At 69.2% G+C, this 25,600-nt stretch carries 27 protein-coding genes; 17 read left to right on the top strand and 10 right to left on the bottom strand.

The annotated features are described in order from the left end of the window. The first annotated feature begins 53 nt into the window (after positions 1–53). From ACP7A3_RS06080 to ACP7A3_RS06020, 13 genes are all read left to right on the top strand, one after another. The gene (locus ACP7A3_RS06080) at positions 54–1,055 is read left to right on the top strand and encodes a phage major capsid protein (protein WP_426254980.1); all 1,002 of its coding nucleotides are present in this window, start codon (positions 54–56) and stop codon (positions 1,053–1,055) included. Positions 1,056–1,128: 73 nt separating this feature from the next. Beyond that, positions 1,129–1,608 carry a hypothetical protein gene (locus ACP7A3_RS06075; RefSeq protein WP_426254981.1) on the top strand — a complete coding sequence of 160 codons (480 nt, stop codon included), beginning with the start codon at positions 1,129–1,131 and terminating at the stop codon, positions 1,606–1,608. Then, the gene (gp17, locus tag ACP7A3_RS06070) at positions 1,605–1,985 is read left to right on the top strand and encodes a tail completion protein gp17 (RefSeq protein WP_426254982.1); all 381 of its coding nucleotides are present in this window, start codon (positions 1,605–1,607) and stop codon (positions 1,983–1,985) included. The genes ACP7A3_RS06075 and gp17 overlap by 4 nt, the downstream gene beginning before the upstream one ends. A gap of 13 nt (positions 1,986–1,998) precedes the next feature. Next, positions 1,999–2,406, top strand: coding sequence for a phage major tail protein, TP901-1 family (locus tag ACP7A3_RS06065; RefSeq protein ID WP_426254983.1), 408 nt, complete (start codon positions 1,999–2,001; stop codon positions 2,404–2,406). Next, on the top strand, positions 2,403–2,714 hold the full coding sequence (locus ACP7A3_RS06060; protein WP_426254984.1) for a gene transfer agent family protein: 312 nt from the start codon (positions 2,403–2,405) through the stop codon (positions 2,712–2,714). The genes ACP7A3_RS06065 and ACP7A3_RS06060 overlap by 4 nt, the downstream gene beginning before the upstream one ends. Positions 2,715–2,725: 11 nt before the next feature. Beyond that, a complete protein-coding gene (locus ACP7A3_RS06055) occupies positions 2,726–2,914 on the top strand; it encodes a phage tail assembly chaperone (RefSeq protein WP_147035405.1) in 189 nt (62 codons plus the stop codon). After that, positions 2,907–3,461 (top strand): tail tape measure protein, encoded by a 555-nt coding sequence (locus ACP7A3_RS06050; protein ID WP_426254985.1) that lies wholly within the window; start codon positions 2,907–2,909, stop codon positions 3,459–3,461. The genes ACP7A3_RS06055 and ACP7A3_RS06050 overlap by 8 nt, the downstream gene beginning before the upstream one ends. Before the next feature lie 376 nt (positions 3,462–3,837). Then, positions 3,838–6,102: a DUF2460 domain-containing protein gene (locus tag ACP7A3_RS06045; RefSeq protein WP_426254986.1), complete on the top strand. Its 2,265-nt coding sequence runs from the start codon at positions 3,838–3,840 to the stop codon at positions 6,100–6,102. Further along, entirely contained in the window at positions 6,099–6,896 is a 798-nt protein-coding gene (locus ACP7A3_RS06040; protein WP_426254987.1) for a DUF2163 domain-containing protein, read from the top strand. The genes ACP7A3_RS06045 and ACP7A3_RS06040 overlap by 4 nt, the downstream gene beginning before the upstream one ends. Before the next feature lie 401 nt (positions 6,897–7,297). Next, positions 7,298–9,430: a phage tail baseplate protein gene (locus tag ACP7A3_RS06035; protein WP_426254988.1), complete on the top strand. Its 2,133-nt coding sequence runs from the start codon at positions 7,298–7,300 to the stop codon at positions 9,428–9,430. Positions 9,431–9,433: 3 nt separating this feature from the next. Then, complete coding sequence (locus ACP7A3_RS06030) at positions 9,434–9,940, top strand: DUF2793 domain-containing protein (RefSeq protein WP_426254989.1); 507 nt, start codon at positions 9,434–9,436, stop codon at positions 9,938–9,940. 109 nt (positions 9,941–10,049) lie between these two features. Continuing rightward, on the top strand, positions 10,050–11,174 hold the full coding sequence (locus ACP7A3_RS06025; protein WP_426254990.1) for an OmpA family protein: 1,125 nt from the start codon (positions 10,050–10,052) through the stop codon (positions 11,172–11,174). A gap of 250 nt (positions 11,175–11,424) precedes the next feature. Next, positions 11,425–12,726: a UDP-glucose dehydrogenase family protein gene (locus ACP7A3_RS06020; RefSeq protein WP_426254991.1), complete on the top strand. Its 1,302-nt coding sequence runs from the start codon at positions 11,425–11,427 to the stop codon at positions 12,724–12,726. A gap of 3 nt (positions 12,727–12,729) precedes the next feature. Here the strand turns inward: ACP7A3_RS06020 and ACP7A3_RS06015 are convergent, their stop codons facing one another. After that, positions 12,730–13,434, bottom strand: a complete 705-nt coding sequence (locus ACP7A3_RS06015; protein WP_426254992.1) for a YgfZ/GcvT domain-containing protein — start codon at positions 13,432–13,434, stop codon at positions 12,730–12,732. Between the two features lie 71 nt (positions 13,435–13,505). Here ACP7A3_RS06015 and pyrC point away from each other — a divergent pair, with 71 nt between their 5' ends. Next, positions 13,506–14,543 (top strand): dihydroorotase, encoded by a 1,038-nt coding sequence (pyrC, locus tag ACP7A3_RS06010; protein ID WP_426254993.1) that lies wholly within the window; start codon positions 13,506–13,508, stop codon positions 14,541–14,543. A gap of 22 nt (positions 14,544–14,565) precedes the next feature. Here pyrC and ACP7A3_RS06005 read toward each other — a convergent pair whose 3' ends face one another. The 7 genes from ACP7A3_RS06005 to ACP7A3_RS05975 form a co-directional block, all read right to left on the bottom strand. Then, positions 14,566–15,546, bottom strand: a complete 981-nt coding sequence (locus ACP7A3_RS06005) for a type II secretion system F family protein (protein WP_024310354.1) — start codon at positions 15,544–15,546, stop codon at positions 14,566–14,568. Between the two features lie 20 nt (positions 15,547–15,566). Then, positions 15,567–16,541, bottom strand: a complete 975-nt coding sequence (locus ACP7A3_RS06000) for a type II secretion system F family protein (RefSeq protein ID WP_426254994.1) — start codon at positions 16,539–16,541, stop codon at positions 15,567–15,569. Between the two features lie 20 nt (positions 16,542–16,561). Continuing rightward, positions 16,562–17,839, bottom strand: a complete 1,278-nt coding sequence (locus ACP7A3_RS05995) for a Flp pilus assembly protein ATPase CpaE (RefSeq protein WP_017980053.1) — start codon at positions 17,837–17,839, stop codon at positions 16,562–16,564. Between the two features lies 1 nt (position 17,840). Continuing rightward, positions 17,841–18,500: a CpaD family pilus assembly protein gene (locus tag ACP7A3_RS05990; protein WP_426254995.1), complete on the bottom strand. Its 660-nt coding sequence runs from the start codon at positions 18,498–18,500 to the stop codon at positions 17,841–17,843. Positions 18,501–18,517: 17 nt separating this feature from the next. Continuing rightward, on the bottom strand, positions 18,518–20,128 hold the full coding sequence (locus ACP7A3_RS05985; RefSeq protein WP_426254996.1) for a pilus assembly protein N-terminal domain-containing protein: 1,611 nt from the start codon (positions 20,126–20,128) through the stop codon (positions 18,518–18,520). 1 nt (position 20,129) lies between these two features. Further along, a complete protein-coding gene (cpaB, locus tag ACP7A3_RS05980) occupies positions 20,130–21,176 on the bottom strand; it encodes a Flp pilus assembly protein CpaB (RefSeq protein ID WP_426254997.1) in 1,047 nt (348 codons plus the stop codon). A 62-nt stretch (positions 21,177–21,238) separates the two neighbouring features. Next, complete coding sequence (locus ACP7A3_RS05975) at positions 21,239–21,748, bottom strand: A24 family peptidase (RefSeq protein ID WP_017980049.1); 510 nt, start codon at positions 21,746–21,748, stop codon at positions 21,239–21,241. Between the two features lie 81 nt (positions 21,749–21,829). Between ACP7A3_RS05975 and ACP7A3_RS05970 the strand changes: the two genes are divergently transcribed. Genes ACP7A3_RS05970 through ACP7A3_RS05960 form a run of 3 tightly spaced genes read left to right on the top strand, consistent with a single transcriptional unit; the run spans position 21,830 to position 24,092 of the window. Beyond that, positions 21,830–22,789: an alpha/beta fold hydrolase gene (locus tag ACP7A3_RS05970; protein WP_426254998.1), complete on the top strand. Its 960-nt coding sequence runs from the start codon at positions 21,830–21,832 to the stop codon at positions 22,787–22,789. Further along, positions 22,786–23,865, top strand: a complete 1,080-nt coding sequence (locus ACP7A3_RS05965; protein WP_426254999.1) for an NAD(P)/FAD-dependent oxidoreductase — start codon at positions 22,786–22,788, stop codon at positions 23,863–23,865. Before ACP7A3_RS05970 ends, ACP7A3_RS05965 begins: the two co-directional genes overlap by 4 nt. A 53-nt stretch (positions 23,866–23,918) precedes the next feature. After that, positions 23,919–24,092, top strand: a complete 174-nt coding sequence (locus tag ACP7A3_RS05960) for a YegP family protein (protein WP_017980046.1) — start codon at positions 23,919–23,921, stop codon at positions 24,090–24,092. A 56-nt stretch (positions 24,093–24,148) separates the two neighbouring features. Here ACP7A3_RS05960 and rnhA read toward each other — a convergent pair whose 3' ends face one another. Both rnhA and thrB read right to left on the bottom strand, forming a co-directional pair. Next, positions 24,149–24,604: a ribonuclease HI gene (gene rnhA, locus ACP7A3_RS05955; RefSeq protein WP_426255000.1), complete on the bottom strand. Its 456-nt coding sequence runs from the start codon at positions 24,602–24,604 to the stop codon at positions 24,149–24,151. Next, positions 24,601–25,554 carry a homoserine kinase gene (thrB, locus tag ACP7A3_RS05950; protein ID WP_426255001.1) on the bottom strand — a complete coding sequence of 318 codons (954 nt, stop codon included), beginning with the start codon at positions 25,552–25,554 and terminating at the stop codon, positions 24,601–24,603. Before thrB ends, rnhA begins: the two co-directional genes overlap by 4 nt. Between the last annotated feature and the right edge of the window lie 46 nt (positions 25,555–25,600).

Below are 25,600 nucleotides of genomic sequence, written 5' to 3'. Positions count from 1 at the left end.
TTCGGTCGGCGGGCCAGCACCGCCCTCAGAATGTTTCAACGAGGAGAAGACGTATGGACGTGGTCGAAAGGCCGGCGCTGGATGGCGCACGCGTGGAGCAGACGGACGGGGCGTTTGCGGGCTTCGTGCGGACGGGGACGGCGCTGGAGATGAAGGCCTTCACCGGCGTCACCGGCGATGCGGGCGGCTATGCCGTGCCGCGCGAGGTGGACGGCGAGATCGCGCGGGTGCTGAAGGGCATCTCGCCGATCCGCGCGATCGCCAATGTCGTGACGGTGGGGTCGGCGGGCTATCGCAAGCTGATCACCACCGGCGGCACGCCATCGGGCTGGGCGAGCGAAACGGCGGCGCGGCCCGAGACGGCGAGCCCGGTGTTCGCCGAGCTGGTGCCGCCGATGGGCGAGCTGTACGCCAACCCCTCCGCCAGCCAGGCGATGCTGGACGATGCGGCGTTCGACGTCGAGGCGTGGCTGGCGGGCGAGATCGCCACCGAGTTCGCGCGCGCGGAAGGGGCGGCGTTCGTCGGCGGCAACGGCGTCAACCGGCCCAAGGGGTTCCTGACCGCGCCGATCTCCACCGCGAAGGACGCGACGCGGGCGCTGGGGACGCTGCAATATCTGCCGTCGGGCGCGGCGGAGGATTTCGGCACGGCGCCGGACGAGCGGCTGCTCGACCTAGTGCATAGCCTGCGGGCGCCATACCGGCAGGGTGCGAGCTTCGTGATGAACGCCAACACGCTGGCGCGCATCCGCAAGTTCAAGACCGCGGACGGCATGCCGCTGTGGCAGCCGAGCCTGGCGGCGGGGCAGCCGGCGACGCTGCTCGGCTATCCGGTGGTCGAGGCGGAGGACATGCCCGACATCGCCGCCAATGCGCTGAGCATCGCCTTCGGCAATTTCCAGGCGGGCTATCTGATCGCCGAACGCGGCGAGACGGCGATCCTGCGCGATCCGTACAGCAACAAGCCGTTCGTCAGCTTCTACGCGACCAAGCGCGTCGGCGGCTGTGTCGCGGACAGCGCGGCGATCAAGCTGATGAAGATCGCCACCGCCTGATGGCGTACGGCCCCCGTCGGGATGGGTGGGGGCCGCTTTCTTTTGCGGGGAGAGCGGGATGGGAGCGGCGGCGATGCCGGCCGCGGCGGTCGCGAACGCGGCGGCTGCGACGGCGACCTATTTGCGGACCGGCGAGGCACCCGATGCAGTGCTGCTGCGCGCGAGCGGCACGGCGTTGGGGCTGGCGGAGGCATTTTGCGGACAGATGCTGGTGGCGCGCGACTGCGAGGAGCGGTTGCAACCGCGCGCCGGATGGCAGCGGCTGGCGGCGATGCCGGTGCGTGCGATCACCGGAGGCGCCGGGTTGGGGATCGATATCGATGCGGGCGGGGTCGGCTGGGTGAAGGTCGACGGCGGCGAGATCGTGGTGCGCTATTCGGCGGGGCTGGCGGCGGCGTGGGAGGCGCTGCCCGAAGCGGTGATGCAGGGCGTCGTGCTGCTGGCGGCGCATCTGTTCGAGCGGCGCGATGGCGATGCGATGCCGCCCGCGGCGGTGGCGGCGCTGTGGCGGCCGTATCGGCGGATGCGGCTGAGCGTGGAGGCGCGGGCATGAGCGCGGGGGCGGTGCTGCATGCGGCGGTGCTCGCGCATCTGAAAGCGGCGTGCCGCGTGTTCGACGCGCCGACGGCGCGGGCGGCGATGCCGGTCGCGGTGCTGGGCGAGGCGGTGTTGGGCGCCAGCGATGCCACTGGGGTGAGCGGGCGGACCGGCACGATCGCGGTCGACTATGTCGACACGGGCGAAAGCCCGGCGCGGCTGCGCGCGCTGGTCGGCGCGGTCGAGGCTGCGGCGGCGGGCGTGCCGCGGGCCTTGGGCGAAGGCTGGCAGCTCACCGGGCTGCGGCTGACCAAAAGCCGGATCCAGCGCGGCAAGGGCGACCGCTGGGTCGCGTCGAGCGAATTCGCGGTGCGGATGTACCGGGTTCAATAACAGGAGAATCGTGATGGCGGTGGAACGGGGCAGTGCGTTCCTGCTGAAGGTCGGCGATGGGGCGGCGACGCCGGCCTTCGCGACGGTGGCGGGGCTACGCACGACGCAATTGAGCGTCAACGGCGAAGCGGTGGTGGTGACGACCAAGGATTCGGGCGGCTGGCGGCAGCTGCTGTCGGGCGCGGGCGTGCGCAGCGTCAGCGTGAGCGGCGCGGGCGTCTTTACCGGATCGGCGGCGGAAACGCGGATCAAGGCGAGCGCGCTCGGCGGTATTATCGACGATTATCGGCTGAGCTTCGAGAGTGGCGAGAGCATGACCGGCCGGTTCCTGGTCACGCGGCTGGATTATGCCGGCGATTTCAATGGCGAGCGGTCGTACATGATCGCGCTGGAAAGCTCCGGCCCGGTGGTGGCGGCATGAGCGGGGCGAACGAGGCGCGGGGGGAATGCGCGGTGCGGGTCAACGGCTGCGACCTGGTGCTGCGGCCGAGTTTCCAGGCGCTGGTCGCGGCGGAGGCGGAGCTGGGACCATTGTTCGCCCTGGTCGAGCGGGCGGCGGCGGGGAAGCTGGGGTTCGGCGAGCTGGTCGCGCTGTTCTGGCACTGCCTGCGCGAGGTGCCGGAAGAGGTGACGCGCGAGGTGCTGGGTGAGGCGCTCGCGGCGCTGGGGCTTGCCAAGCTGACCCCGGTGCTGCGCGTGCTGCTCGGCCAGATCCTGGCCGGGCGGTGAGCGACTTCCGGATGAGTGCGGTGCGGCTGGCGGGCTTTGCCGGCGCGGCATTGGGCTGGACGCCCGATGCCTTTTGGCGGGCGACGCCGGCCGAGCTGGCGGCGGTGGTGACGGCGGCGAGTGGTGGCGGTGCGGCGGCGGTGACGCCGCCCGATGCCACGACGATCGCCGCGATGCGGAGGGCCGATCCTGATGGATGAGGTGGAGCGGATGGCGGTGGGCGTGCGCGCCGACACCGCGGGTTTCGCGCGCGAGGTGGAGACGATGCGCGCGACGTTGGAGGGTGAGCTGGGCGCGGGGGCCGATCGGGCGGGGCGGTCGATCGAACGCGCGCTGCTGCGTGCGGCGCGGACCGGGCAGTTCGGGTTCGACGACCTGAAGGCGACCGCGCTGGGGGTGCTGGCAGAGATCGCGCGCGCGGCGGTGCGTGGCGGGGTGCAGGCGGCGTCGGGCGGGGGATCGTTGGGCGGCGTGCTGGCCGGATTGCTGGGTGGGCTGCCGGGGCGGGCGACCGGCGGGCCGGTGACGCCGGGGCGCGGCTATGTCGTCGGCGAGCGTGGGCCGGAGCTGTTCGTGCCGACGACGAGCGGGCGGGTGGAGGCGGCGGTGCCGTCGGCGGTGCCGTCGGCGGCGCGCGACGTGCGGGTGACGATCCATGTGCAGGCGGGGGCGGGGGACGCGCCGGCGGCGTTGCAGCGGTCGAGCCGGCAGGTGGCGCGCGCGGTGCGGGCGGCGTTGGAGGGGTAGGGGGCTTTCCAATCCTCCCCCGCCAGGGGGAGGTGGCGCCGCGAAGCGGTGACGGAGGGGGCGGTACGTCACGACCGTCGAGGCGTGCGGAAGCGCCCCCTCCACCATTCGCTTCGCGAACGGTCCCAGCGCACGGTCGATCATGCCCCCGGCATGATCTTGGATTGCTGGGGGCAATCCAACCCTGCGCTCCCGCTGACGCGAGGGAGGAATTTTGGGGCGCTGCGATCCCGCGTCACCCCGGACTTGATCCGGGGTCCCGCTTTTACGGGCGGGGGAGAAGAAGCGGGACCCCGGCTCAAGGCCGGGGTGACGGGGTGGGTTGGGCGAGGGTCGCTGCTTCCGTCGCCTCCCCTCATCATCGGGAGACATCATCATGGCGCATTGGCTGTGTTCGCAGCGGGTGGAGCAGGAGGCGGGGGTGCTCAGCCGGTTCGATCCACGGTTCTGGACGGTCAATTTCCCGCGGCCGATGATGGCGGCGGTGACCAATCCGGCGCCGGATGCGCTGCGGGTGGATGCCGTCTTCTATCGGCGGAGCGATCTGGCCGGGCTGATCTGGGAGGCGGAGGATCGGTTCGACCATCCGCTGCTGCGGTACGAGACGGCGCGGGATTTTCGGGGCTGTCGGCTCCGGTTCCGCTGGCGGTCGGCAGGCGTGAAGCCGCTGGACGCGATCCGGGGGCCGACACTTACGATCGAGGGGCGCGATGCGGCGGGCAACGCGCGCGTGTGGCATGTGCGGCTGTGGAATTATGCGACCGGCAACCCGGAGGATGCCAGTGTCGCGATCGACTTTGCGAGCGTCGTGGGCGGCTTTGCGCTGCCGAGCGAGGCGGACCCGGTATGGGCGGGCGATGTCGACCGGATGTTCGTATCGCTGGTCGCGCCCGAGTTCGACGAGACCGACGTGCCGCTGGCCGCAGCGCAGGAGGCGTGGGTCGAGCTGACCGGGATGGCGTGCGAGGGGCCGGGGGCGGTGATCGGCATCGGCGAGGCGGTGCTGCCCGAACACGGCTTCCAGATCGCGAGCGGCTATGACGACAGCTATAACCTGACGCCGGCGCGGTTGCTGCGCAATGCGCTGCACCTCGGCTATCGCGGGGCAATCACGCATTATGTCGGGATGAGCCATTATTTCCGGCTCGATGCGCTGTACGGCGGCTTCTACGTCGGGTTGACCGGCGGCGTGCTGAACGTGGCGTGCGCGGCGTGGCATCGCGACTTTGCGGCCCGCGCGAAGGCGCTGGGTTATGACGTCATCTGGTCGTTGAGCTACGAACTATTCGACGCGCATTGCTGGAACGACTGGAAGCAGCGCGCGGCCGATGGCGCGCCGGCGCTGACCGGGTGGGAGCCGCCGTCGACCTTGCTGTCGCCGTGCCACGAGGGCGCGATGAGCTATCTGCGGCAGGTGGCGGCGGCCTTCGTCGGGATCGGGGTCGCGGCGGGATTGCGGCCGAAGTTCCAGATCGGCGAGCCCTGGTGGTGGACGATGCCGGACGGGCGGCCGTGCCTGTACGACGCCGCCGCGGTGGCGGCGCTGGCGCCGGTGGCGATTCCGAGCGTGCGTAGGGCTATGGACGCCAGCCAGCGCGCGACGATGGATCGGGCGGGGGCGGCGCTGTCCGCCTCGACCGCGGCGCTGGCGGGATGGGTGAAGGCGGCGTTTCCGGGGACGCAGACGTTGCTGCTCACCTATCTGCCGACGGTGCTCGATCGGGCGGCGCCGGAGCTGAAGCGCGCCAACATGCCGCTGGGCTGGGCGTATCCCGCCTTCGACGTGTTGCAGCTGGAGGATTACGACTGGGTGACGGAGGGCGATGCCGCGGCGACCGCGCGGGGTGTCGCGGCGGCGGAGGCGCGATTGGGCTATCCGCGCGACCGGCAGCATTATCTGTCGGGCTTCGTGCTGCGCCCCGACCAGGCGGCGCAATGGGCGCTGATCGAGACGGCGGGACAGGTGGCGCGCGCCCGCGGCGTCGCGTCGGTGGTGCTGTGGGCGCTGCCGCAGGTGATGCGCGACGGCTTCGTCCGCTTCGAGGGGGAAGACGACATGCAGGATTATGACGATGTGCTGTTCCCGCTGGCGCTGGGGCGCGAGGCGGAGGTGGCGCCGGCCTTTTCCACCGCGATCCTGACCGCGGCGGGTGGCGCGGAGCAGCGCAGTGCGGGCTGGGCGGAAGCGCGGACGAGCTACGATGTCGGACCGGGCATACGGTCCGAGGCCGATATCGCGACGCTGCTCGCCTTCTTCCGCGCGCGGATGGGGCCGGCGCGGGCGTTCCGGCTGCGCGATCCGTTCGATGCGAGCGGCGTGGACGAGGTGATCGGTACGGGCGACGGCGCGACGCGGCGGTTCGAGCTGGTCCGCCATTATGGCGCGGCGACGCGGCGGATCGTCCGGCCGGTGGCGGGCAGCGTGCGGATTGGCGTGGATGGCGTTGCGACGCAGGGCTTTAGCGTCGAGGCCAATGGCGTGGTGGTGCTCGACGTGGCGCCGGCCAAGGGCGCGGTGGTGCGGGCGAGCTTCACCTTTGACGTGATGGTGCGCTTTGCCGAGGATCGGTTGCGGGTGGCGCGATCGACCTTCCTGGCGGGCGAGGCGGTGTCGGTGCCGCTGATCGAGGTGCGCGGGTGAGCGCGCTGTCGTGCATCGCCCTGTGTTGGCGGGTGGAGCGGCGTGACGGGGTCGCGATCGGGCTGACGACGCATGACCGTGATTTGACGGTCGACGGCCTGATCCATCGCGCCGCGCCGGGCATGGTGCCGTCCGCGATCGAGCGCTCCGATGGGCTGGAGGCGGACACGATGGATATCGGCGGCGCGCTGACCAGCGCGGCGATCGGTGAGGCGGACCTGCTCGCGGGGCGCTGGGACGGGGCGCGGGTGCGGGTGTTTGCGATCGACTGGGAGACGGGCGATCGGCTGGCCGAACTGGGCGAGGGGCGGATCGGCGCGGTCGAGCTGACCGACCATGGCTTTACCGCGGAGCTGGCGGGCGTGAGCGCGGCGTTAGCGCGCGCGGTGGTGGAGGAGACGTCCGCCGAATGCCGCGCCGATCTGGGCGATGCGCGCTGCCGGGTCGCGATGGCGGGGCGGCGGCGGTTCGCGCGGGTGGTGTCGGCGGTCGAGCGGGTGGTGACGCTGGATGCGGGCGAGCCGGTGGCGGGGGCCTATGCGGGCGGCGTGCTGCGCTGGTTCGGCGACGGCAATGCGGGGCTGTCGCAGAGCATCGATGCGTCGGACGGCGCGACGGTGACGCTGCGCGCGGTGCCCGCCTTTGCGGTGGCGGCGGGCACGTTGGTCGAGGTGAGCGAGGGATGCGACAAGAGCTTTGCCACCTGTGTGGCGCGGTTCGGCAATGGCGTGAACTTTCGCGGCGAGCCGCATCTGCCGGGGATCGATCTGCTGACGCGCTATCCCGGTGGGTGAGGGCGCGGCGGATGCGGTTGCGGCCGCGGCGCTGGCGTTGGTCGGCACCCGGTTCCGGTTGCACGGGCGGGATGCTTTGTATGGGCTCGATTGCATTGGGGTGATTGCGGCGGCGCTGCGGGGTGCCGGCTGGGAGGGGGAGGTGCCGAGCGGCTATCCGTTGCGCGGCGGCGATCCGGCGGTGGTGGCGGCGGGCTTCGATGCGGTGCTGGCGCGGGGCGACGGACGGCGAGCGGGCGATGCGCTGCTGTTCGCGGTGGGGCCGGGGCAGATTCACGGCGCGGTGAAGACGGCGGCGGGTTTCGTCCATGCCGATGCGGGATTGCGCTGCGTGGTCGAGCGACCGGGGGCGGCGGACTGGCCGCTGATCGGGGCGTGGCGCTATATCAGGGGAGGGGCGGATGGCGACGCTGGTGCTGACGACGGTCGGGCGGGCGATCGGCGGACCGATCGGGGGTGCGCTGGGTGCGCTGGCGGGGCAGGCGATCGACGGGCGATTGTTCCGCGGGGCGGCGCGCGAGGGGCCGCGGCTGAGCGACCTGTCGGTGCAGACGTCGAGCTATGGCACGCCGATCCCCAAATTGTTCGGCACGATCCGGGTGGCGGGGACGGTGATCTGGTCGACCGACCTGATCGAGACGCGCACCACCAGCCGCGGCGGCAAGGGCCAGCCGGGGACCAACACCTATAGTTATAGCGTGTCCTTCGCCGTGGCGCTGTCGGCGCGGCCGATCCGCAGCGTCCGGCGGATCTGGGCGGAGGGCAAGCTGCTGCGCGGGGCGGCGGGCGACTGGAAGAGCGTGACGGGGTTTCGGCTGCATACGGGTGGCGAGGATCAGGCGGCCGATCCGCTGATCGCTTCGGCCCTGGGGGCGGTGCCGGCGTATCGTGGCATCGCCTATGCGGTGTTCGAGGGGATGCAACTGGCGGATTACGGTAACCGCATCCCCTCGCTGACCTTCGAGGTGGAGGCCGACGCGGCGCCGGTGGCGAGCGGGGCGGTCGCGGCAGCGCTGGCGCCCGAGGTGCGCGGCGCGGACGGGGTGATGCTGGGCGGCTTTGCGGCGTCGGGCGCGAGCGTGCGCGGCGTGCTGGACACGCTGACGACGATCGATGGCGGCTGGTGGCGGGCGGAGGGCGCGACGCTGGTGCGGAGCGATGCCGGCGGGGCGGCGGTGGCGATCGCCGATACCGGCAAGGAACGCAGGCGCAGCGTCGCGGCGGCGGGCGGAACCGTGCGCGAGGTGGCGGTGGCGCATCATGACCCGGCGCGGGACTATCAGATCGGCGTGCAGCGCGTGCGGCGGCCGGGGGCGGGCCAGACGGTCGATCGCGTCGATCTGCCGGTGGTGCTGGCCGCGAGTGAAGCGAAGCGCGTGGCGGCGGCGCTGCTGGCGCGGGGCGAAAGCGAGCGGACGCGGCGACGGGTGACGCTGGGTCGCGAAGGGCTGGGGATTGCGCCGGGTGCGATCGTGACGATCGCCGGAGAGGCGGGGCGGTGGCGCGTGGCGCAGGCCGCTATGGTGGGGCTGGCGACGACGCTGGACCTGGTGCCGCTCGCGCCGGCCGCGTTGCCGATGCGGGCGAGCAGCGGGACGGTCGCGGCGGCGGCGGACGTGCGCATCGGCCGGACGCTGCTGGTCGCCGCGGAATGGCCGGGGCTGGAGGATCCGCCGCTGAGCCAGCCGCGGGTGTCGGTTCTGGCCTGTGGTGAGGGGGCGGGGTGGCGACAGGCGGCGCTGCTCTACAGCCTCGACGATGGCGCCAGCTGGACGGGCGCGGGCGGGACGGCGGCGCCGGCGACGATCGGGGTGATCGAGGGGGTGTCGGAGGTAGCGTCTCCCTGGCTGATCGATTCGCGCAGCCGGCTGATCGTGCGGCTGATGCGGGCTGACATGGTGCTCGGCGATGCCGACGCGACGCGGCTGGCACAGGGCGGCAATCTGGCGCTGGTCGGTGACGAGCTGATCCGGTTCGCAATTGCCGAGCCGCTGGGTGCGGGGCGCTGGGCGTTGACCGGGCTGCGGCGTGGCGTGCGGGGAACCGAGGCGGCGATCGGTACGCAGCGGCCGGGCGATCGCTTTGCGCTGATCGAACGCGATGCGGTGGCGACGATCGACCTGCCGGTGACGGCGATCGGGCGGCGCGTGCGGCTGATGGCCAGCGGGGTGGGCGATGCCGCCGCGCCCGCCACCGCCGCGGTGATCGTGACCGGCGCGTCCGTGGCGCCGCCGTCGCCGGTGCATCTGGGGCTGCAGCGCGATGCGGACGGCGGGCGGCGGCTGGGCTGGATCCGGCGCAGTCGCGCGGGATGGACCTGGCGCGATGGGCTCGACGCGGCCGTGGGGGAAGAGAGCGAACGCTATCGCGTGACGATCGCGCGGCCGGATGGCGGCGTGCGCAGCGTCGAGACGACGCCGCCAACGCTGTCGATCGAGGCAGGCGATGCCGGTGCCGTCGTCACCGTCGTGCAACAGGGAACGCTCGCGATCTCGCCGCCGGGGCACGTGACATTTTCCGATCTGGGAGCTTGATCGATGAACAGTCTGACGACGTCGCGATTCGCCCTGCCGCTGCTGGCAGCGGGGCAGGCGGACAAGGAGCTGACGCACAATGAGGCGCTGACGCGGATCGATATGCTGTTGCATCCGCTCGTCCAGGCGGTCGGGCTGTCGGTTCCGCCGACTACGCCCGGCGTCGGGCAATGCTGGGTTGTCGGGGCCAATCCGACCGGCACGTGGGAGGGCCAGGCCAATCGACTGGCAGGCTGGAGCGAGGGGGGATGGCGCTTCGTCGACCCACGCGAGAACCTGATCGTATGGGACGTTTCGCAAGCGATACCAATCGCTTATCGGGGAGGGCTGTGGCAAGAAAGTGACGTCCGCGGCGCGCGCCTGACGGTGGGCGGGCAGCAGGTCGTCGGCAGCCGCAAGGGCGCGATTGCCGACCCGCAGGGCGGAGGCACGATCGACGACGTCGCGCGCTCCACCCTGGTCGCGATCCTTGCTGCGCTGCGCAGCCACGGTCTGATCGGCACCAGCTGACCTGTGACATTGGCGCAACAGTTCCAACCTTTTGTCGGCTTGCGTGGAAACCAACCCTCCGATAGTGAGTTTGCGCTGTCCGTAGTGACACTCAAGAAAGGGGACTTCTATGCGGAAGCTTGCCGTCGTTCTGGCACTGGCCTCCACCGCACTCGCCACTCCCGCCCTCGCCCGCGACAAGTCGTGGTACGTCGGCGTCGAAGGCGGTGCGATGATCGTCGAAGACATCAACTATGACATCGGCGCGTCGCGCAATGCGGCCACCGTCGATCACAACTATGGCTATGACGTCGATGGCGTGATCGGCTACGATTTCGGCGGGTTCCGCGTCGAAACCGAAGTCGGCTATCGCAGCGCGACCGTCGATGGCTACACCTCGACGCTGACCACCCCGGCCTACACGTCGACGGGTGCGCTCGTGAACGTTCCGGCCGGTTCGTACAGCTACGCTGGCGGCCGTACCTCGGCGCTCAGCTTCATGCTGAACGGCCTGCTCGACTTCGGTGACGATGACGGCATCCAGGGCTTCGTCGGCGGCGGTGTCGGTGTCGCTCGCGTCAAGGCGAACTATCAGCTGAACCAGCGCGGTAACTTCGTCGACGATTCGGACACCGTGTTCGCATGGCAGGGCCTGGCGGGCGTTCGCGCTCCGCTGACCGACCACATCGACGCGACGCTGAAGTATCGCTTCTTCAACGCCGACAACGTCAAACTGGTCGACGTCACCAACCGCACGTTCGACGGTCGCTTCCGTTCGCACAGCATCCTGGGCGGCATCACCTACAACTTCGGTTCGCCGACCCCGCCGCCGCCGCCGCCGGCGCCGCCGCCCGCTCCGGAGCCGACTCCTGCTCCGCCGCCCCCGGTGGCCGAAGCACCGACCTGCTCGCCCGGTCCGTTCATCGTGTTCTTCGAGTGGAACAAGTCGGACATCACGCCGGAAGCAGCGTCGATCCTCGACAACGCGGTCAGCCAGTACCAGAACTGCAACAACGCGCAGGTTATGGTTGCGGGTTACACCGACACGTCGGGTACGCCGAAGTACAACCTGGGTCTGTCTCAGCGTCGCGCCGACTCGGTCAAGGCGTACATGACCTCGCACGCCGTCCCGGCCACGCAGATTTCGACCGAAGCGTTCGGCGAAACCCGTCTGCGCGTTCAGACCGCCGACGGCGTTCGCGAAGTGCAGAACCGTCGCGTCGAGATCACCTACGGTCCGGGCGCTGGTCAGTAAGACCAGTCCCACCGTTGGGATTACGATCGGGGAGGTCGGCGCAAGCCGGCCTCCCCTTTCGTTTGGGGTCGGTAATTACCGTCAAGCGCACGCGTATCGATCATGATGTTCGCTTCGTACGATCCACGCTCGTGTCGTAATGTGCTGACGATGAGGCGTTTCCTGCCCTTCCGGTTGGGAGGGTGGCAATCGCGCCCTGTTTCGCTAGAGAGCGCGTGATTGGGGATCACCCCTCCACGACGAGGTATCGATGCGCATTACGATGATCGGTTCGGGCTATGTCGGCCTGGTGTCGGGCGCCTGCTTTGCCGATTTCGGGCATGAGGTGATCTGCGTCGATAAGGACGAGGGCAAGATCGCCGCGCTGAAGGCGGGGCGGATGCCGATCTACGAGCCGGGTCTCGATACGCTGGTCGCGAGCAACGTGGCGGCGGGGCGGCTGACCTTCACCACCGATCTGGCCTCGTCCGTGGCGGGCGCCGATGCGATCTTCATCGCGGTCGGCACGCCCTCGCGCCGCGGCGATGGCCATGCCGACCTCAGCTACGTGTTTGCCGCGACCGAAGAGATCGCCGCGGCGGTCACCGGCCCGACCGTCGTCGTCACCAAGTCGACCGTCCCCGTCGGCACCGGCGACAAGGTGGAGGCGATCCTGCGGGAGAAGCGCCCCGAGGTCGATGTCCAGGTCGTCTCCAACCCCGAATTTCTGCGCGAAGGCGCCGCGATCGGCGACTTCAAGCGTCCCGACCGCATCGTCATTGGCACCGATGACGAGGGCGCGCAGCGGGTGATGCGCGGCGTGTACCGCCCGCTCTACCTCAACGAATCACCGATCCTGTTCGTCAGCCGCCGCACCAGCGAGCTGATCAAATATGCGGCCAACGCCTTCCTCGCGACCAAGATCACCTTCATCAACGAGATCGCCGACCTGTGCGAAGCGGTGGGGGCGGACGTGCAGGACGTCAGCCGCGGCATCGGGCTCGACAACCGCATCGGCAAGAAATTCCTGCATGCCGGCCCGGGCTATGGCGGATCGTGCTTCCCGAAGGACACGCTGGCGCTGCTCAAGACCGCCGAGGATTTCGAAAGCCCGATCCACATCGTCGAGGCGGTGGTGAAGGTGAACGACAGCCGCAAGCGTGCGATGGGTCGCAAGGTCCTGCACGCGCTGGGCGATGCGCCCAAGGGCAAGACGGTCGCGCTGCTGGGCCTCACCTTCAAGCCCAACACCGACGATATGCGCGACGCGCCGTCGATCGCGATCGCGCAGGCGCTGCTCGACGAGGGCGTGACGGTGCGGGCCTATGATCCCGAAGGCGTCGAGCCGGCACGGCGGATGATGCCGGACCTCACCTATTGCAGCGACGCCTATGATGCGGCCGAGGGCGCCGACGCAGTGGTGATCGTCACCGAATGGGATGCCTTCCGCGCGCTCGACCTGACGCGGCTCAAGACGCTGATGACCGCGCCGGTGCTGGTCGACCTGCGCAACGTCTACCGCCGCGAAGAGGTGGAAGCCGCCGGCTTCGCCTATACCGCCGTCGGGCGCTGAGCGTCAGGCGAGCGCCGGGGCGAGCCAGCCGGGGATCAGCGCATCGCCGAGGGCCTCGACCCGGCGGTGTTCGATCATGAGGCCGAGGTCGGGATAGGTCGCCCGCGTGCGATCGCCCGGCTCCGTCAATGGCGCAACGACCAGGCGCCGGTTGACCTTGGCACGGTGATGCATGCGCGCGGTGTTTTCCTGGCCGATGTAGCAGCCCTTGGTGAAGCTGACGCCGTTGAGTTCGCGCGCATTGCATTCGAGCCAGAGCGTTTCGCCATTGCCGAGTTCGCTGATCCCTTCGGTCACGCCGAGCGACAGGCGGTGGGCCTGCCACCCGTCGACGGGTGGCGAGGGGCGCGCGATCCAGCGCTGTCCGAGTGTGGACAGGCGGGGGTCGGCGACCCCTTCCGTCCCATCGCGCGACCAATGCACCGCCAGCCCCGTGTCGATCGCAATCCGAATCGGTCGGCGCAGGCGATAGAGCGTCAGCCGTCGGACGAGCGCCTCCGCCTGCGACGCTTCGACGTCGAGGAGCAGGTCGTCGCCATCGGCCCAGACGAGAAAATCGAACAGCGCCTTACCCTGCGGCGTCAGCAGCGCCGCCCAGACCGGCAAGGCGCCGGCGACATCATTGGTGACGAGGCCCTGCAGGAAGCCGCGTGCATCGTCTCCGGACAGGCGGATGACGGCGCGATCGGTGAGCGTGGTGGCGTTCATGCCACTGCACCTAGGCTGTCGCCGCCATTTTCCAAGGTGGCGAGACCGCGCCGACGACGATAGGAGGGCGCATGACCGATCGCCTGACCATCCGCCGCCCCGACGACTGGCACGTTCACCTGCGCGATGGCGCGATGCTGACGCAGGTCGCGCGACACACCGCGCGGCAATTCGGCCGGGCGATCGTGATGCCGAACCTGACCCCGCCGGTGACGAGCGTCGCCGCGGCGGAGGCCTATCGGCAGCGGATCCTGGCAGCGGTCGGCGACGGTGGCGGCTTCACGCCGCTGATGACCTGCTATCTGACCGACGGCATCGACGCCGCGGAAATTGCGGCGGGACATGCGGCCGGCGTCTTCACCGCCTGCAAATTATACCCGGCCCATGCGACGACCAATTCGGCGCATGGTGTCACCGATATCCGCGCGCTGGCCGATGTGCTGGAGACGATGCAGCGGATCGGCATGCCGCTGCTGATCCATGGCGAGGTGACGGACACGTCGGTCGATATCTTCGATCGCGAGGCGGTGTTCATCGAGCGCGTGCTGATGCCGCTAATCCGCGACTATCCGGCGCTGAAGGTCGTGCTGGAGCATATCACGACCGCGGAAGCGGCCGCTTTCGTCGGTGAAGTCGATCATCCGATCGCCGCGACGATCACGCCGCAGCATATCCTGATCAACCGCAACGCGATGTTCGACGGCGGCCTGCGGCCCCATGCCTATTGCCTGCCGGTGCTAAAGCGCGAGGCGCATCGGCTGGCCGTGCGGCGCGCGGCGACGTCGGGCAGTCCGCGATTCTTTCTGGGGACCGACAGCGCGCCGCACGTCGTCGGCGCAAAAGAGTCGAGCTGCGGTTGCGCGGGCATCTTCAACGCACCCTTTGCGCTCGAGGCGTATCTGCAGGCCTTTGACGAGGACGGGGCGATCGACCGGTTCGAAGGCTTCGCGTCGGAACATGGCCAGCGCTTCTACGGCCTGCCGCTGAACGAGGGCACGGTGACGCTGGTGCGCGAGACGGTGACGGTGCCCGAGCGGATCGGCGAGGGCGAGACGTCGGTCGTGCCGTTCCTGGCCGGCGATACGGTGGGATGGCGGTTCGAGGGGTAAGCCCTCGAACCCCACCCATCCGTCAGAAGGCGTCGTTGATCGAACAGGCCGCCGGGCCGAGGATGACGATGAACAGCGTCGGCAGGATGAACAGGATCAGCGGGATCGTCATGATTGCGGGTAGGCGCGCGGCCTTTTCCTCAGCGCGCATCATGCGTTCGTTGCGGAATTCCGCCGACAGGACGCGCAAGGCCGACGCGAGCGGCGTGCCGTATTTCTCGGTCTGGATCATCGTCGTGACCACGCCCTTGATCGCATCGAGCTCGACGCGCGTGGCGAGATTCTCGAACGCCTGACGCCGTTCGGTGAGGAAGCCCAGCTCGATTGCGGTCAGCGTGAATTCGTCGCCCAACTCGGGATAGGCGCGGCCCAGTTCCTTGGCGACGCGATGGAAGGCGGCGTCGACCGTCAGGCCGGCTTCGGCGCAGATCACCAGCAGGTCGAGCGCATCGGGCAGCCCCTTTCGGATCGCATCGGTGCGCTTGGTGATGGCGTTCTTGAGATAGATGTCGGGCGCCTTGTACGACAGCACCAGCGTCCCCGCGACCAAAGCATAGCGCTTCAACGCGGACCAATCGTCGAAGGTCGAGGTGCCGTAGACGATGAACGCCATGATCCCACCGAACACGATCGGCAGCACCATTCGCCCGAAGATGACGCCGACGGCCCAATCCTTTGACCGGATGCCGGCGCGCATCAGCTTGAGCTGCGCTTCCTTGACCTGGCTGTCCTGCAGCACCTTCAGCGACGACAGCATCGTGCGCATCAGGTCGGTGGTGTCGTTGCGCTGGATCAGCTTGGCGCGCCGCTTGGTGGAGGCGGTGATGCCGGCCTTTAGCTGTTCGCGCCGGTCGTTCAACGACTTGACACGTTTGCTCATCGGGTCGCTGACCGTCGTCGCCGCGTAGATTGCGATCATCACCGCGAAGGCGGCGACGCCCGACAGGATCGTCGCGACCCACAGCACGTCGATACCCATCAGTGTCGGACCGGAAGCCTGCATGTCTCTACCCGTTCCCGCCGTCAGATTTCGAAGCTGACCATCTTGGCCATGATGAATACGCCGATTCCCATCCACAGCAGCCCGCCGAGGCCGGTGATGATGAGACGCGGGTCGACGAAGAAGTTCTGCATGTAACTGGTGTTGATGAACCAGATCATCGTGAAGACGATGAAGGGCAGCGAACCGACGATATAGGCCGACGCCTTCGATTCCGACGACATCGCCCGGATCTTGAGCTTCATCTGGCCGCGCTGGCGCAGCACCGTCGCGAGGTTGGCGAGCGTTTCGGCAAGGTTGCCGCCGGTTTCGCGCTGGATCGCGATGGTGATGACGAAGAATTGGAATTCGGGCGTGCCGAGCCGATCGGCGGTGTCTTGCAACGCCGCGTCCATCGACTTGCCGATCTTCATCTTGTCGGCGACCATGCGGAATTCCTCGCCGACAGGGCCTTCCACTTCGTTGCCGACGACCTGAATCGTCTCGCTGACGGGTAAGCCCGATCGCAGACCCCGGACCAGGAGTTCGATCGCGTCAGGGAATTTAGCGGTGAATTTGGCGATTCGGCGCTTGATGAACTGGCCGACGAGCCAATGCGGTATGCCTGCGCCGACCGCGAGGCCGAACAGCAGTGCGAGCAGCAGTGGCGCGCCCTTCAGCCACAGCAGGCCGGTCATGACGGCGACCAGTCCGGCGCTGACCATGCCATATTGGCCGACCGTCCAGTCTTGACCGGTCATCGCCAGTCGCTTGGCGAGCTGTTCGGGGTTGGGCAGCAGGCGGCCGAAGGCAATGTCGGACCGCGTCTGTTCACGCCCCGCCGCGATCCGTCGCATCTGCGCATCGGCGACGACGCCGCTGTCGCCGTGCCGTTCGCGCATCGCGGCGATGCGCCGCGTCTGTGCGCGCTGCGGCGAGGGGCCGGCGAACACGAACAGCACCATGCCCAGCGAGATCGTCGCGCCGAGACCCAGCATCAGAAGGGAGAACAGATCCATCGCGGCGCCCTTGCCCGACGTTATTTCTTGCTGCGCTTCGACAGCATCGCCGACATGCCGCCGAGCAAGGACTTGCTCTTGGGCTTGCCGGTGCCGCCGTCATCGTCACCCACGACCATGTCGTCGGCGGCGTTGAGCACATGGCGGGTCAGCGCGATGATCGGCGCGATGGTGCGCGAATTCTTGCCGGCCTCGGCCAGCGGCTTGCCGAGCTTGGCCGCCTGCGCCGCGAGCTTCTGGTCGAAGGGGATTAGGAAATCGATCTTGCGTTCGATCGACCCTTCGAAATCCTTGCGGCTGATTTCGAGCTGGCCGGCGGCGTGGACGCGATTGGCGACGACGGTCACCTGCGTCTGCGGTGCGTTGGCCTTCAGCCAGGACAGCAGCCGGATCGTGTCGCGCGCGGCGGCGAGCGTCAGCTCGGTCACCACGACCATCGACTGCGTGTCGCGGATGAGGTGCGGGTAGAGGATCAGCATGCTGCGCGGCAGATCGACCACGGTCGCCTCGAACGCCGCACGCATTTCCTCCTGCAACTGGAGGAAGGCGGTGCCGTCGGTCATCAGTGGCGTGTTGATCGGCGCTTCGGCGGAGAGGACCGCGAGCTTTTCGCTGGCCTTCACCATCGCGCGTTCGATGAACAGGCCGTCGATGCGGCTGGGGTTTTCGATCGCGTCGGTGAGGCCGCGGCCGGGTTCGAGGTCGAGCGTCAGAGCGCCGGTGCCGAAATGCACGTCGAGGTCGAGCAGCGCGGTCGTGCGCTTTTCCTTGTCGCTGACCAGCCAGGCGAGCGAGGTCGCGATCGTCGACGCACCGACGCCGCCACGCGTGCCGATCACGGCGATCGCGCTATGCGGCCGGTCGAGGCTCGCTTCGATCGGCTTGGGCGCGTTGAGCATCGCATGCGCGTGGCCCAGCGATTCGCGCAGCGCGTCGGGCTGCAAGGGCTTGAGCAGATAGTCCTGAATGCCGCTCGCGATCAGATCGCGATACAGGCGCACGTCGTTCACCTGGCCCGCGGCGATCACCACCGTGCCGGGCTCGCAGACTTCGGCCAGCGCGTTGATATCGTTGAGCGGATCGCCCGATTCGGCGAGGTCGACGAACAGGATCTGCGGGCTTGCCGAGACCGACAGCGACTGCACCGCGTTGCGCAGGCCACCCTTGTAGACCTTGTCGATCGACCAGCCCATGTCGCCGGCGATCGGGCGCAGCGCTTCGGCGCTGGCCTCGTCGCAGACATAGGCGGCGAAGGGATCGCGGCTGACGATGCCGGCCGGTTTCCACGGCGCGTTCATATCAACGGCCCCCCTTGGCGCTGACCTGTTCCAGCGCGCCTGCGCCGGTCGCCGGTTTCTTGCGATAGGCGTCGATCGCCTTGGCGGTAAGCACCGGATCGCTGATCGGATCGTGATCGACGCCGCGCACCAGATCGCCCGGACGAGCGACCATGGCGGCCAGATTGGTGTTCACCGCACAGCCGAAGTTCGACGAGGTATTGGAGTCGAATTCGTGCGAGGCGTCGCGGCTCCAGTCGGGGCAGCCGGGAACGCGGGCGTGCATGCGGCTGACCACGACGCGGATCGTGCCCGGCGTCACGGGGGCGGCAGTGACCGGGTGATCGTCCGACAGCAGCAGGCCATAGCTGGCGACCACGGCGGCGACTTCGTCGCGCGCCGCGACCGGGATCGGGCCGCCGGCATCGACGCCGACGCGATCGCCGAAGCCCAGATGCATAGTGTTCATCCAGTCCGACAGGCGGCGCGCTTCGCTGGGGGCGAGCCGCCCGCCCACGGTGGCGACGTCGAGAGCATAATCCTGCCGGGAGACGACGGGCTGATGCACCGAGGTGATCCCCGGATTCTGCGTGCCCATGCAGCCGCCGAGCAGCAAGGCCGGCGCAGCGAGCGTCGCGCGCAGCGTGGCAGGAAGGATCGAACGCTTGGTCATCGCAGCCATGTCCTTGGAGCAAGCCATCAGTTGGAAAAGCCGGGGACGGGCGCCGCTCCGGCCCGGCGCACGGTCGCGCGCGGATCGGCGCTGGTGCGCGGCGAGGCGGGGACGGGCGCGCGGCCGACCGGCACCGCGGCGGCGGCTCCGATCGTCGGCGAGACCGCCATCGGCGAACCCGGCACCATCACCGGTCCCGGTCGCGGGCCACCCGGCGTGCCGGATATTTGCCCGAGCAGCAGGCGTTCGGCGTCGGTCGGTGCCCGATAGCCATCGGTCGGCATCGCGATCTGCGACAGGCTGTTGACCGGCTTCACCAGATACGGGGTGATGATGATGACCAGTTCCGTCTCGTTGCGCTGGAAGCCGTTCGAGCGGAACAGCGAGCCGATGATCGGCAGGTCGCCGAGGAACGGCGTCTTCTGGATCGTGTTGTTGTGGCCGTTCTGCAGCAGGCCGCCGATCATCATGCTCTGGCCCGATCCCAGTTCCAGCGTCGTTTCGACGCGGCGGGTGGTGAGGCCGGGCACGCGCGTGCCGTTGAGCTGGACGGCATTGGCGTAATCGAGCTGCGACACTTCGGGGCGGACGCGCAGGGAGATGCGCCCGTCCGACAGCACCGTCGGCGTATAGGCCAGGCTGACGCCATATTGCTTGTATTCGACCGAGGTCGTGCCGAAGCCGCCCGCGATCGGCACCGGCACTTCGCCGCCGGCGAGGAAGGTGGCGGTCTCACCCGACAAAGCGGTGAGGTTGGGGTTGGCGAGCGTCGTCACCTGACCCGTCGTTTCGCCCAGGTCGAGCGCGCCGATCACGTCGACGCCGAACAGCTTGCTGGCGAGGCCCAAAGTCGCACTGTTCGCGGCCTGGGTGATGATGCTGCTGCCGGTGGCGGGGGTGGTGAAGCCCGTGCCCAACTGCCCGCCGGGTGTGAAATTGGTGCTGGCGCCGCGGCCCTGCGCGAGGCCGAATTTGAAGCCGCTGGTGGCGTCGTTGGTCTGCCAGTTGACGCCGACGTTCTTGATGAAGTTGCGGCTGACCTCCGCCACGCGGACCTGCAAATTGATCTGCAGCGGCGTCGCGGTGCGCAGGCGAGAGAGGACCTTGGTGGTATCGCCGACATAGGCCTGGACGAGGCGCTCCGCTTCCGCCGCATCGCCGGGCCCCGCAACCGTGCCGGTGAGCAGGACAAGGCCGTTCATCGGCGTCGCGGTCAACTGCGCATCGGGCATCGCCAGACGCAGCATCGTGCCGATCGAATCGAGGTTTTGGCCGACGCGGACCGTGGTCGCATAGACGACCGCGCCGCCCTTGGCGGTGGCGGAGATGGTCGTCTCGCCGGTCTTCTTGCCGTAGATATAAAGCTGGGTCGGCGAGCGGACCTGCACATCGGCGATGGTCTCGTCGGCGACGAACACGTCGCTCATCGCGCGCGGCAGCGTCACCAGCCGGCCGCGGCCGGTGTTGACCTGCACGATCGACGATCCCGCCACGCTGGCGCCGCCGGCGGGCAGGCGCGCATCGGCGCTGCCGCCGAGGCTGCCGGCCGCGAGCACGAGGCCCAGCGCCAGTCCGAGCGATGCCGTGCGCGGCGGCGCGATGCGCCGGCGTGCGTCGGCAGATACGGTGGTGCGCATCTTAATTCTTCCCCCCGACCGGAACGACGGTCACGTTGTTGCCGCGCGCGACGCGCACGACGGGTCCCATGGCGACGGCGGTGCTTCCCGCTGCCGCACCCGGCGCACCCGCACCCGGTAGGGGCACGCCCTGGACCGAGGCGGGGCCATTGCCCTTGCCGCTCGGCACCGTGCTGCGCTGGTAGCGCGACACGTCGGCGCCGGTGGCGAAGCTGGAGCTGCCGCTTTGCGGTTGGGCAGCGACGCGCAGCATCATCGCCTTTTCGCCCTTCGCATCGCCCGGCACCTTCACCGCGCCATTGGCGATCGCTTCTTCGAGTTCGCTGGGATTGTCGGCCAGCGCGCGCAGCGACAGCGACAGTTCGCCGATCGTGCGCGCGACGGCGACCTGCTCGGCCATCTTGGGCGTCGCCTCCAGCGTCACGGTGGAATAGGTGCTGACCTTGGTCTTGCCGTCCTCGCCGACGACATTGTCGGTGCGCTGGTCGGTGGCGAGCACGCGGACGTTGCGCATGATCGTTTCGGACACCTTCAGCGGCGGACCGTCGCCACCGCCGGCAACCGTCTGCGTCAGGACCAGATCGATCCGGTCGCCCGGAAAGACGAAGCCCGCCACCGCGGCCTGATTCGACACGGCGACGGTGACCGCGCGCATGCCGGGGCCGAGCGCCGCGGCCAGGAAGCCGCGGTCTCCGGGCAAGACGAGCGCGCCCTTGGTGAGCGGCTGGCCGGCAGTGATCGCGTTGCGCACCACCGTGCCCTGCAGCTTGGTGATGTCCGTCGTCGGCTTCAGATAATAGGCGCCGTCGACCAGTTCCTTGGGCCAAGGCTGAAACTTCAGCGCGGTCGCATCCAGGATGGTGCCGACGGGCAGCGCCCGCGTCGCGACCAGCACTTCGGGGCCGGTGACGGGCGGCGGTGGCGGCGGCGTGCCCATGGCAGCCGCCTGCGGTGCCGCGGACCCGGCGACGAGCGTGCGAGCAAAGAATGCCGTAATGCCGGCCACGAACAGCGCGCCCACCAGCAAAACGATCTTGCGACTATCCATGTCTCATCGGGCCTTTCAGGTCGCCGGTGGTTGATCCGACGGTAATCATTGCAGCGGAGTGGTTAAGATCGGGTTTGCGCCACTTGGGCCGCAGCCGGCACAGGACCGTCGATCGGCAGGATCGCCGGCAGCACCAGCAGCGCGGCGGCTGCGATGGCGACGCCATAGGGCACCTCGATCGTGCCGAAGGCGCGGCGGCGGCGCTGGTCGATCATCATCAGCACGGTGATCGCGCCGCCCAGCACCGCCATCACCATCAGCATGTCGACGAGGCTGCCGAGCGGCAGCCACAGCGAGATGGCGGCGATCATCTTGACGTCGCCGCCGCCCATCCAGCCGGCGGCAAAGGCGCCGACGAAGACCCCGAAGACGATGGCGGCGACGAGCAGTTGCACGCCGACGTCGGTCCAGCCCAAGCCCAGGGCCCACCACCATAGTGGCGCGAGCAGCGCGATCGCCGCATTCTTGGCATTGGCGATCTCGCGGGTGCGCGCATCCTCGATCCCCGCCGCCAGCAGCAGTGCGGCCAGGACCACGGCGAGTCCGACGATCGCGAAAGCGTTCCATCCCATCACGCGATCACTGGTAGACGGCATGGCTTGCCAAACCGTAACCATGATGGCGATGACCCTGATGTGCATGACTCCATCGCCATGACCGCCGCCAGCACGACCGTATCCCCCGATCCCGACGCGCTGCGCCGCGACTGGCCTGCGGGGTCGCGCCTGTCCGAATGGGTGGCGCCCGACGGCTGGCGCCATCGCCGGTTCGACTGGACGCATCCCGCCCCGCGCGGGCGCATCCTGGTGCAGGGCGGGCGGGCCGACATCATCGAGAAATTCGTCGAGACGATGGGGTGGCTGCATGATCACGGCTGGTCGGTGACCGCATTCGACTGGCGCGGGCAGGGTGGGTCGGGCCGGCTGTGTGCCGATCCCCACGTCGGCCATGCGGCGAGTTTTGCGCCCTGGGTCGAGGACCTCGGCCATTTCTGGCGCGCGTGGCGGGCGGAGGCGGATACGCCGGTGGCGCTGCTCGGCCATTCGATGGGGGGGCATCTGGTGCTGCGGGCGCTGATCGAGGGGCGGGTCGATCCCGATGCTGCGGTGCTGGTCGCGCCGATGGTCGGCATCCGTTCGCCGATCGGCAACCGGCTGGGCGCGCTGCTGGCGCGGGCGCTGGCGCGGCTCGATCCGACGCGGGCGGCGTGGAAGGTCCGCGGCGATGCGGCCTCCGCCGGGCATCGCGAGCGGCTGCTGACGCATTCGCACGCACGCTATGCGGACGAGGCCTATTGGTATGCGCGCGATCCGGCGCTGCGGCTGGGGCCGCCGAGCTGGGGATGGGTGGCCGAGGCGTTCGCGTCGGGCGCACGGTTGCAGGCCGATCCGCGGCTCGCCACGCTGACGACGCCGATCCTGATGCTGGTCGCCGACGAAGACGGTCTGGTCGATCCCGCCGCCGCGGTGCGGCTCGCCGGGCGGCTGCCCGATGTCGAGCTGGTGCGGTTCGGGCCCGAATCGGCGCATGAGATCCTGCGCGAGGCGGATGGGGTGCGGCTGCGGGCCTATCGCCTGATCGATGCCTTCCTCGCCAAGCGGCTGGCGGCATGATCCATGACATCGCCATCGTCGGTGCAGGGATCGCCGGCGCGAGCCTTGCCGCGGCGATCGGGCGCGATGCCCGCGTACTGCTGCTCGAGGCGGAGGATCAGCCTGGATACCATGCGACGGGTCGGTCGGCAGCGTTCTGGTCGGAAACCTATGGCGGGCCGGGCATCCAGCCGCTGACCAGCGCGTCGGAGGCGGGCTTGCGCGCGCATGACGTGCTGACGCCGCTGGGGTCGCTGCATATCGGGCGCGCCGAGGATGGGGGCGCGATCGACGCGCTGCTCGCCGCCTTCGCCGATACGCCGGTCGCGCTGGCGCGGGTCGATCCACGCGAATACGTACCCGGCCTGCGTGCCGACTGGACGCTGGGCGTAATCGAGCCGAGCTGCGCCTATATCGACGTCGCCGCTTTGCACCTCGCGTACCTCGGCATCGTTCGGCGGATGGGCGGCGCGATCGTGACACGGGCCGGACTGATCGCAGCCCATCGCGCGGACGGCGTATGGACGATCGAGACGGCGGCCGGCCCCTATCGGGCCCGCGTCTTGGTGGATGCGGCGGGGGCGTGGGCGGATGCGGTGGCGGTGCGGGCGGGCGCCCGGCCGCTCGGCATCGCCCCCTATCGGCGGACGATGGTGCAACTGCGCACCGATCCCGCCGCACCGCCGGCAATGCCGCACGTCAAGGACATCGGCGGGCGCTTCTACTTCAAGCCGGAGGTGGGCGGTCGGCTGTGGCTGACCCCGCATGACGAGACGCCGGTCGAACCAGGCGATGCCGCTGCCGACGAAATGGACGTCGCCATCGCGATCGAACGGTTCGAGGGCGTCGTCGACTGGCGCGTCGATGCGGTCGAGCGGCGGTGGGCGGGGCTACGCAGCTTCGCGCCGGACCGTTTGCCCGTGTACGGCTTCGATCGCGACGTGCCGGGCCTCTTCTGGTGCGCTGGCCAGGGCGGCTTCGGTATCCAGACCGCGCCCGCCGCGGCCGCGCTGGCGGCGAGCCTGTTGTTGGGGCGCAGCCTGCCCGACTGGCTGGTGGGCGTAGACCCGGAGCGGTACGCGCCGACGCGCTTCTAGCGCGCCCGTTTCTTTGCTATGGCGCTGCGCATCGTATCAGCGGGAGTGTCGTCGTGGCGCACAGGTTCGTGATCGAGAAGAACAAGGCGGGCGAGTTCGTCGCCAAGTTCAAGTTCAACAACGAATTGATCTGGTGGACCGAGGGCTATGAAAGCCGTGCCTCGGCGCGCAACGCGATCGCTTCGATCCTGAAGAATGGGCCGACCGCCGAGGTGCAGGAGGACTGAGGGGCAGCCTCTTGTCGCCGCCCCGGCTCCGCGGCCGGGGTAGCGGGCGGGATGCGTCAGCTCGCCGGGCGGCTCGCTGCCAGCGCCGCATCGCTTGCGAGTTTGTCGACGCGTTCGTTGTCGGGGTGGCCGGCGTGACCCTTGACCCAGACCCATTCGATCTCGTGCTTCTGCGTTTCGGCGAACAGCGCCTGCCACAGTTCGGCATTCTTCACCGGCTTCTTGTCGGCGGTGCGCCAGCCGTTCTTGCGCCAGCCGTGAATCCAGCGGGTCAGGCCGTCCATCACATATTTGCTGTCGGTCGACAGGCGAATGCGGCACGGGCGGGTAAGGACGCGCAGCGCCTCGATCGCGGCGGTCAGCTCCATGCGATTGTTGGTGGTGAGCGTCTCGCCGCCCGACAATTCCTTTTCGTGGGTGCCGAAGCGCAGCAGCGCGCCCCAGCCGCCGGGGCCCGGATTGCCCTTGCACGCGCCGTCGGTGGCGATTTCGACGAGTTGCGATTCGGTCATGCGAAAGCCTCCGGATGCGCGTCATACCAGTCGAGGCGGCGCAGATAGGCGAGTGGATCCTTGCGCGTCACCAGCGCATCGGCTGGGGTATTGAGCCAGTCCCACGCGCGGGTCAGCAGGAACCGGATGCACGCACCCTTGGCCAACACGGGCAGTGCCGCGCGCTCCTCGGCAGACAAGCCGAATGCCGCGTCATAACCGGCGAGCACCGCGGAGCCGACGCCATCGAGCGGCGCGCCGATGGAATCGAAGGCCCAGGAGGTGTGCATCACCGCGACGTCATAGGCGCGGATGTCGTTGCAGGCGAAGTAGAAATCGATGAGTCCGGTCACCTGGTCGCCCAGCATCAGGACATTGTCGGGAAACAGATCGGCGTGGATGACGCTGGTGGCGAGATCGCGTGGCCAGGCGGCCTCGACCGCGGCCAGCGCGGCGTCGATGCGGCCGTAGAGGCCGGGTGCGATGCCATCGAGGTCGCGACCGCAGCGGTCGAGTAGCGGGCGCCAGTCGGCCACCCCCAGCGTGTTGGGCCGCTGCCCGGCAAAATCGGCAACCGCGCCGTGCATCCGGCCGAGCGCGGCGCCCGCGGTGACCGCCTGTTGCGGCGTGGGGCGCGAGAGCGAGATGCCGGTCAGGAAGCGGATCAGGCAGGCGGGGCGCCCTTCCAGCGTCTGGATCGCGACGCCTTCGCGATCGGCGAGTGCCGGCGGAACCGGCAGACCGCGCGTGGCGAGGTGATCGAGCAGGGCGAGGAAGAAGGGCAGGTCGCCCGCATCCACGCGCTTTTCGTACAGCGTCAGGATGAAGCGCGAAGTGGTGGTGTCGACGAGGTAATTGCTGTTCTCCACCCCTTCGGCGATGCCCTTGGCCGAGACGAGATCACCGACATCGTCGTAGCGGCGCAGGAAGGCGTCGAGGGATTCGGCGGACACCTGCGTGTAGACGGCCATGACGGTCTCTCTTTCTCCCCTCCCTCTCAGGAAGGGGCTGGGGGTG

Source organism: Sphingomonas sp. DC5200-1 (assembly GCF_049897245.1).
In the GTDB taxonomy this organism is placed as follows: domain Bacteria; phylum Pseudomonadota; class Alphaproteobacteria; order Sphingomonadales; family Sphingomonadaceae; genus Sphingomonas; species Sphingomonas aquatilis.
Note: the sequence above shows the minus strand (reverse complement) of the source record. Positions and strands in the feature narration are given on the sequence as shown.

Coding starts and splice junctions, on each gene's coding strand:
- ACP7A3_RS06080 (WP_426254980.1), top strand. CDS start 54: ATGGACGTGGTCGAAAGGCCGGCGCTGGATGGCGCACGCGTGGAGCAG.
- ACP7A3_RS06075 (WP_426254981.1), top strand. CDS start 1,129: ATGCCGGCCGCGGCGGTCGCGAACGCGGCGGCTGCGACGGCGACCTAT.
- gp17 (WP_426254982.1), top strand. CDS start 1,605: ATGAGCGCGGGGGCGGTGCTGCATGCGGCGGTGCTCGCGCATCTGAAA.
- ACP7A3_RS06065 (WP_426254983.1), top strand. CDS start 1,999: ATGGCGGTGGAACGGGGCAGTGCGTTCCTGCTGAAGGTCGGCGATGGG.
- ACP7A3_RS06060 (WP_426254984.1), top strand. CDS start 2,403: ATGAGCGGGGCGAACGAGGCGCGGGGGGAATGCGCGGTGCGGGTCAAC.
- ACP7A3_RS06055 (WP_147035405.1), top strand. CDS start 2,726: ATGAGTGCGGTGCGGCTGGCGGGCTTTGCCGGCGCGGCATTGGGCTGG.
- ACP7A3_RS06050 (WP_426254985.1), top strand. CDS start 2,907: ATGGATGAGGTGGAGCGGATGGCGGTGGGCGTGCGCGCCGACACCGCG.
- ACP7A3_RS06045 (WP_426254986.1), top strand. CDS start 3,838: ATGGCGCATTGGCTGTGTTCGCAGCGGGTGGAGCAGGAGGCGGGGGTG.
- ACP7A3_RS06035 (WP_426254988.1), top strand. CDS start 7,298: ATGGCGACGCTGGTGCTGACGACGGTCGGGCGGGCGATCGGCGGACCG.
- ACP7A3_RS06030 (WP_426254989.1), top strand. CDS start 9,434: ATGAACAGTCTGACGACGTCGCGATTCGCCCTGCCGCTGCTGGCAGCG.
- ACP7A3_RS06025 (WP_426254990.1), top strand. CDS start 10,050: ATGCGGAAGCTTGCCGTCGTTCTGGCACTGGCCTCCACCGCACTCGCC.
- ACP7A3_RS06020 (WP_426254991.1), top strand. CDS start 11,425: ATGCGCATTACGATGATCGGTTCGGGCTATGTCGGCCTGGTGTCGGGC.
- ACP7A3_RS06015 (WP_426254992.1), bottom strand. CDS start 13,434: ATGAACGCCACCACGCTCACCGATCGCGCCGTCATCCGCCTGTCCGGA.
- pyrC (WP_426254993.1), top strand. CDS start 13,506: ATGACCGATCGCCTGACCATCCGCCGCCCCGACGACTGGCACGTTCAC.
- ACP7A3_RS06005 (WP_024310354.1), bottom strand. CDS start 15,546: ATGCAGGCTTCCGGTCCGACACTGATGGGTATCGACGTGCTGTGGGTC.
- ACP7A3_RS06000 (WP_426254994.1), bottom strand. CDS start 16,541: ATGGATCTGTTCTCCCTTCTGATGCTGGGTCTCGGCGCGACGATCTCG.
- ACP7A3_RS05995 (WP_017980053.1), bottom strand. CDS start 17,839: ATGAACGCGCCGTGGAAACCGGCCGGCATCGTCAGCCGCGATCCCTTC.
- ACP7A3_RS05990 (WP_426254995.1), bottom strand. CDS start 18,500: ATGGCTGCGATGACCAAGCGTTCGATCCTTCCTGCCACGCTGCGCGCG.
- ACP7A3_RS05985 (WP_426254996.1), bottom strand. CDS start 20,128: ATGCGCACCACCGTATCTGCCGACGCACGCCGGCGCATCGCGCCGCCG.
- cpaB (WP_426254997.1), bottom strand. CDS start 21,176: ATGGATAGTCGCAAGATCGTTTTGCTGGTGGGCGCGCTGTTCGTGGCC.
- ACP7A3_RS05975 (WP_017980049.1), bottom strand. CDS start 21,748: ATGGGATGGAACGCTTTCGCGATCGTCGGACTCGCCGTGGTCCTGGCC.
- ACP7A3_RS05970 (WP_426254998.1), top strand. CDS start 21,830: ATGACCGCCGCCAGCACGACCGTATCCCCCGATCCCGACGCGCTGCGC.
- ACP7A3_RS05965 (WP_426254999.1), top strand. CDS start 22,786: ATGATCCATGACATCGCCATCGTCGGTGCAGGGATCGCCGGCGCGAGC.
- rnhA (WP_426255000.1), bottom strand. CDS start 24,604: ATGACCGAATCGCAACTCGTCGAAATCGCCACCGACGGCGCGTGCAAG.
- thrB (WP_426255001.1), bottom strand. CDS start 25,554: ATGGCCGTCTACACGCAGGTGTCCGCCGAATCCCTCGACGCCTTCCTG.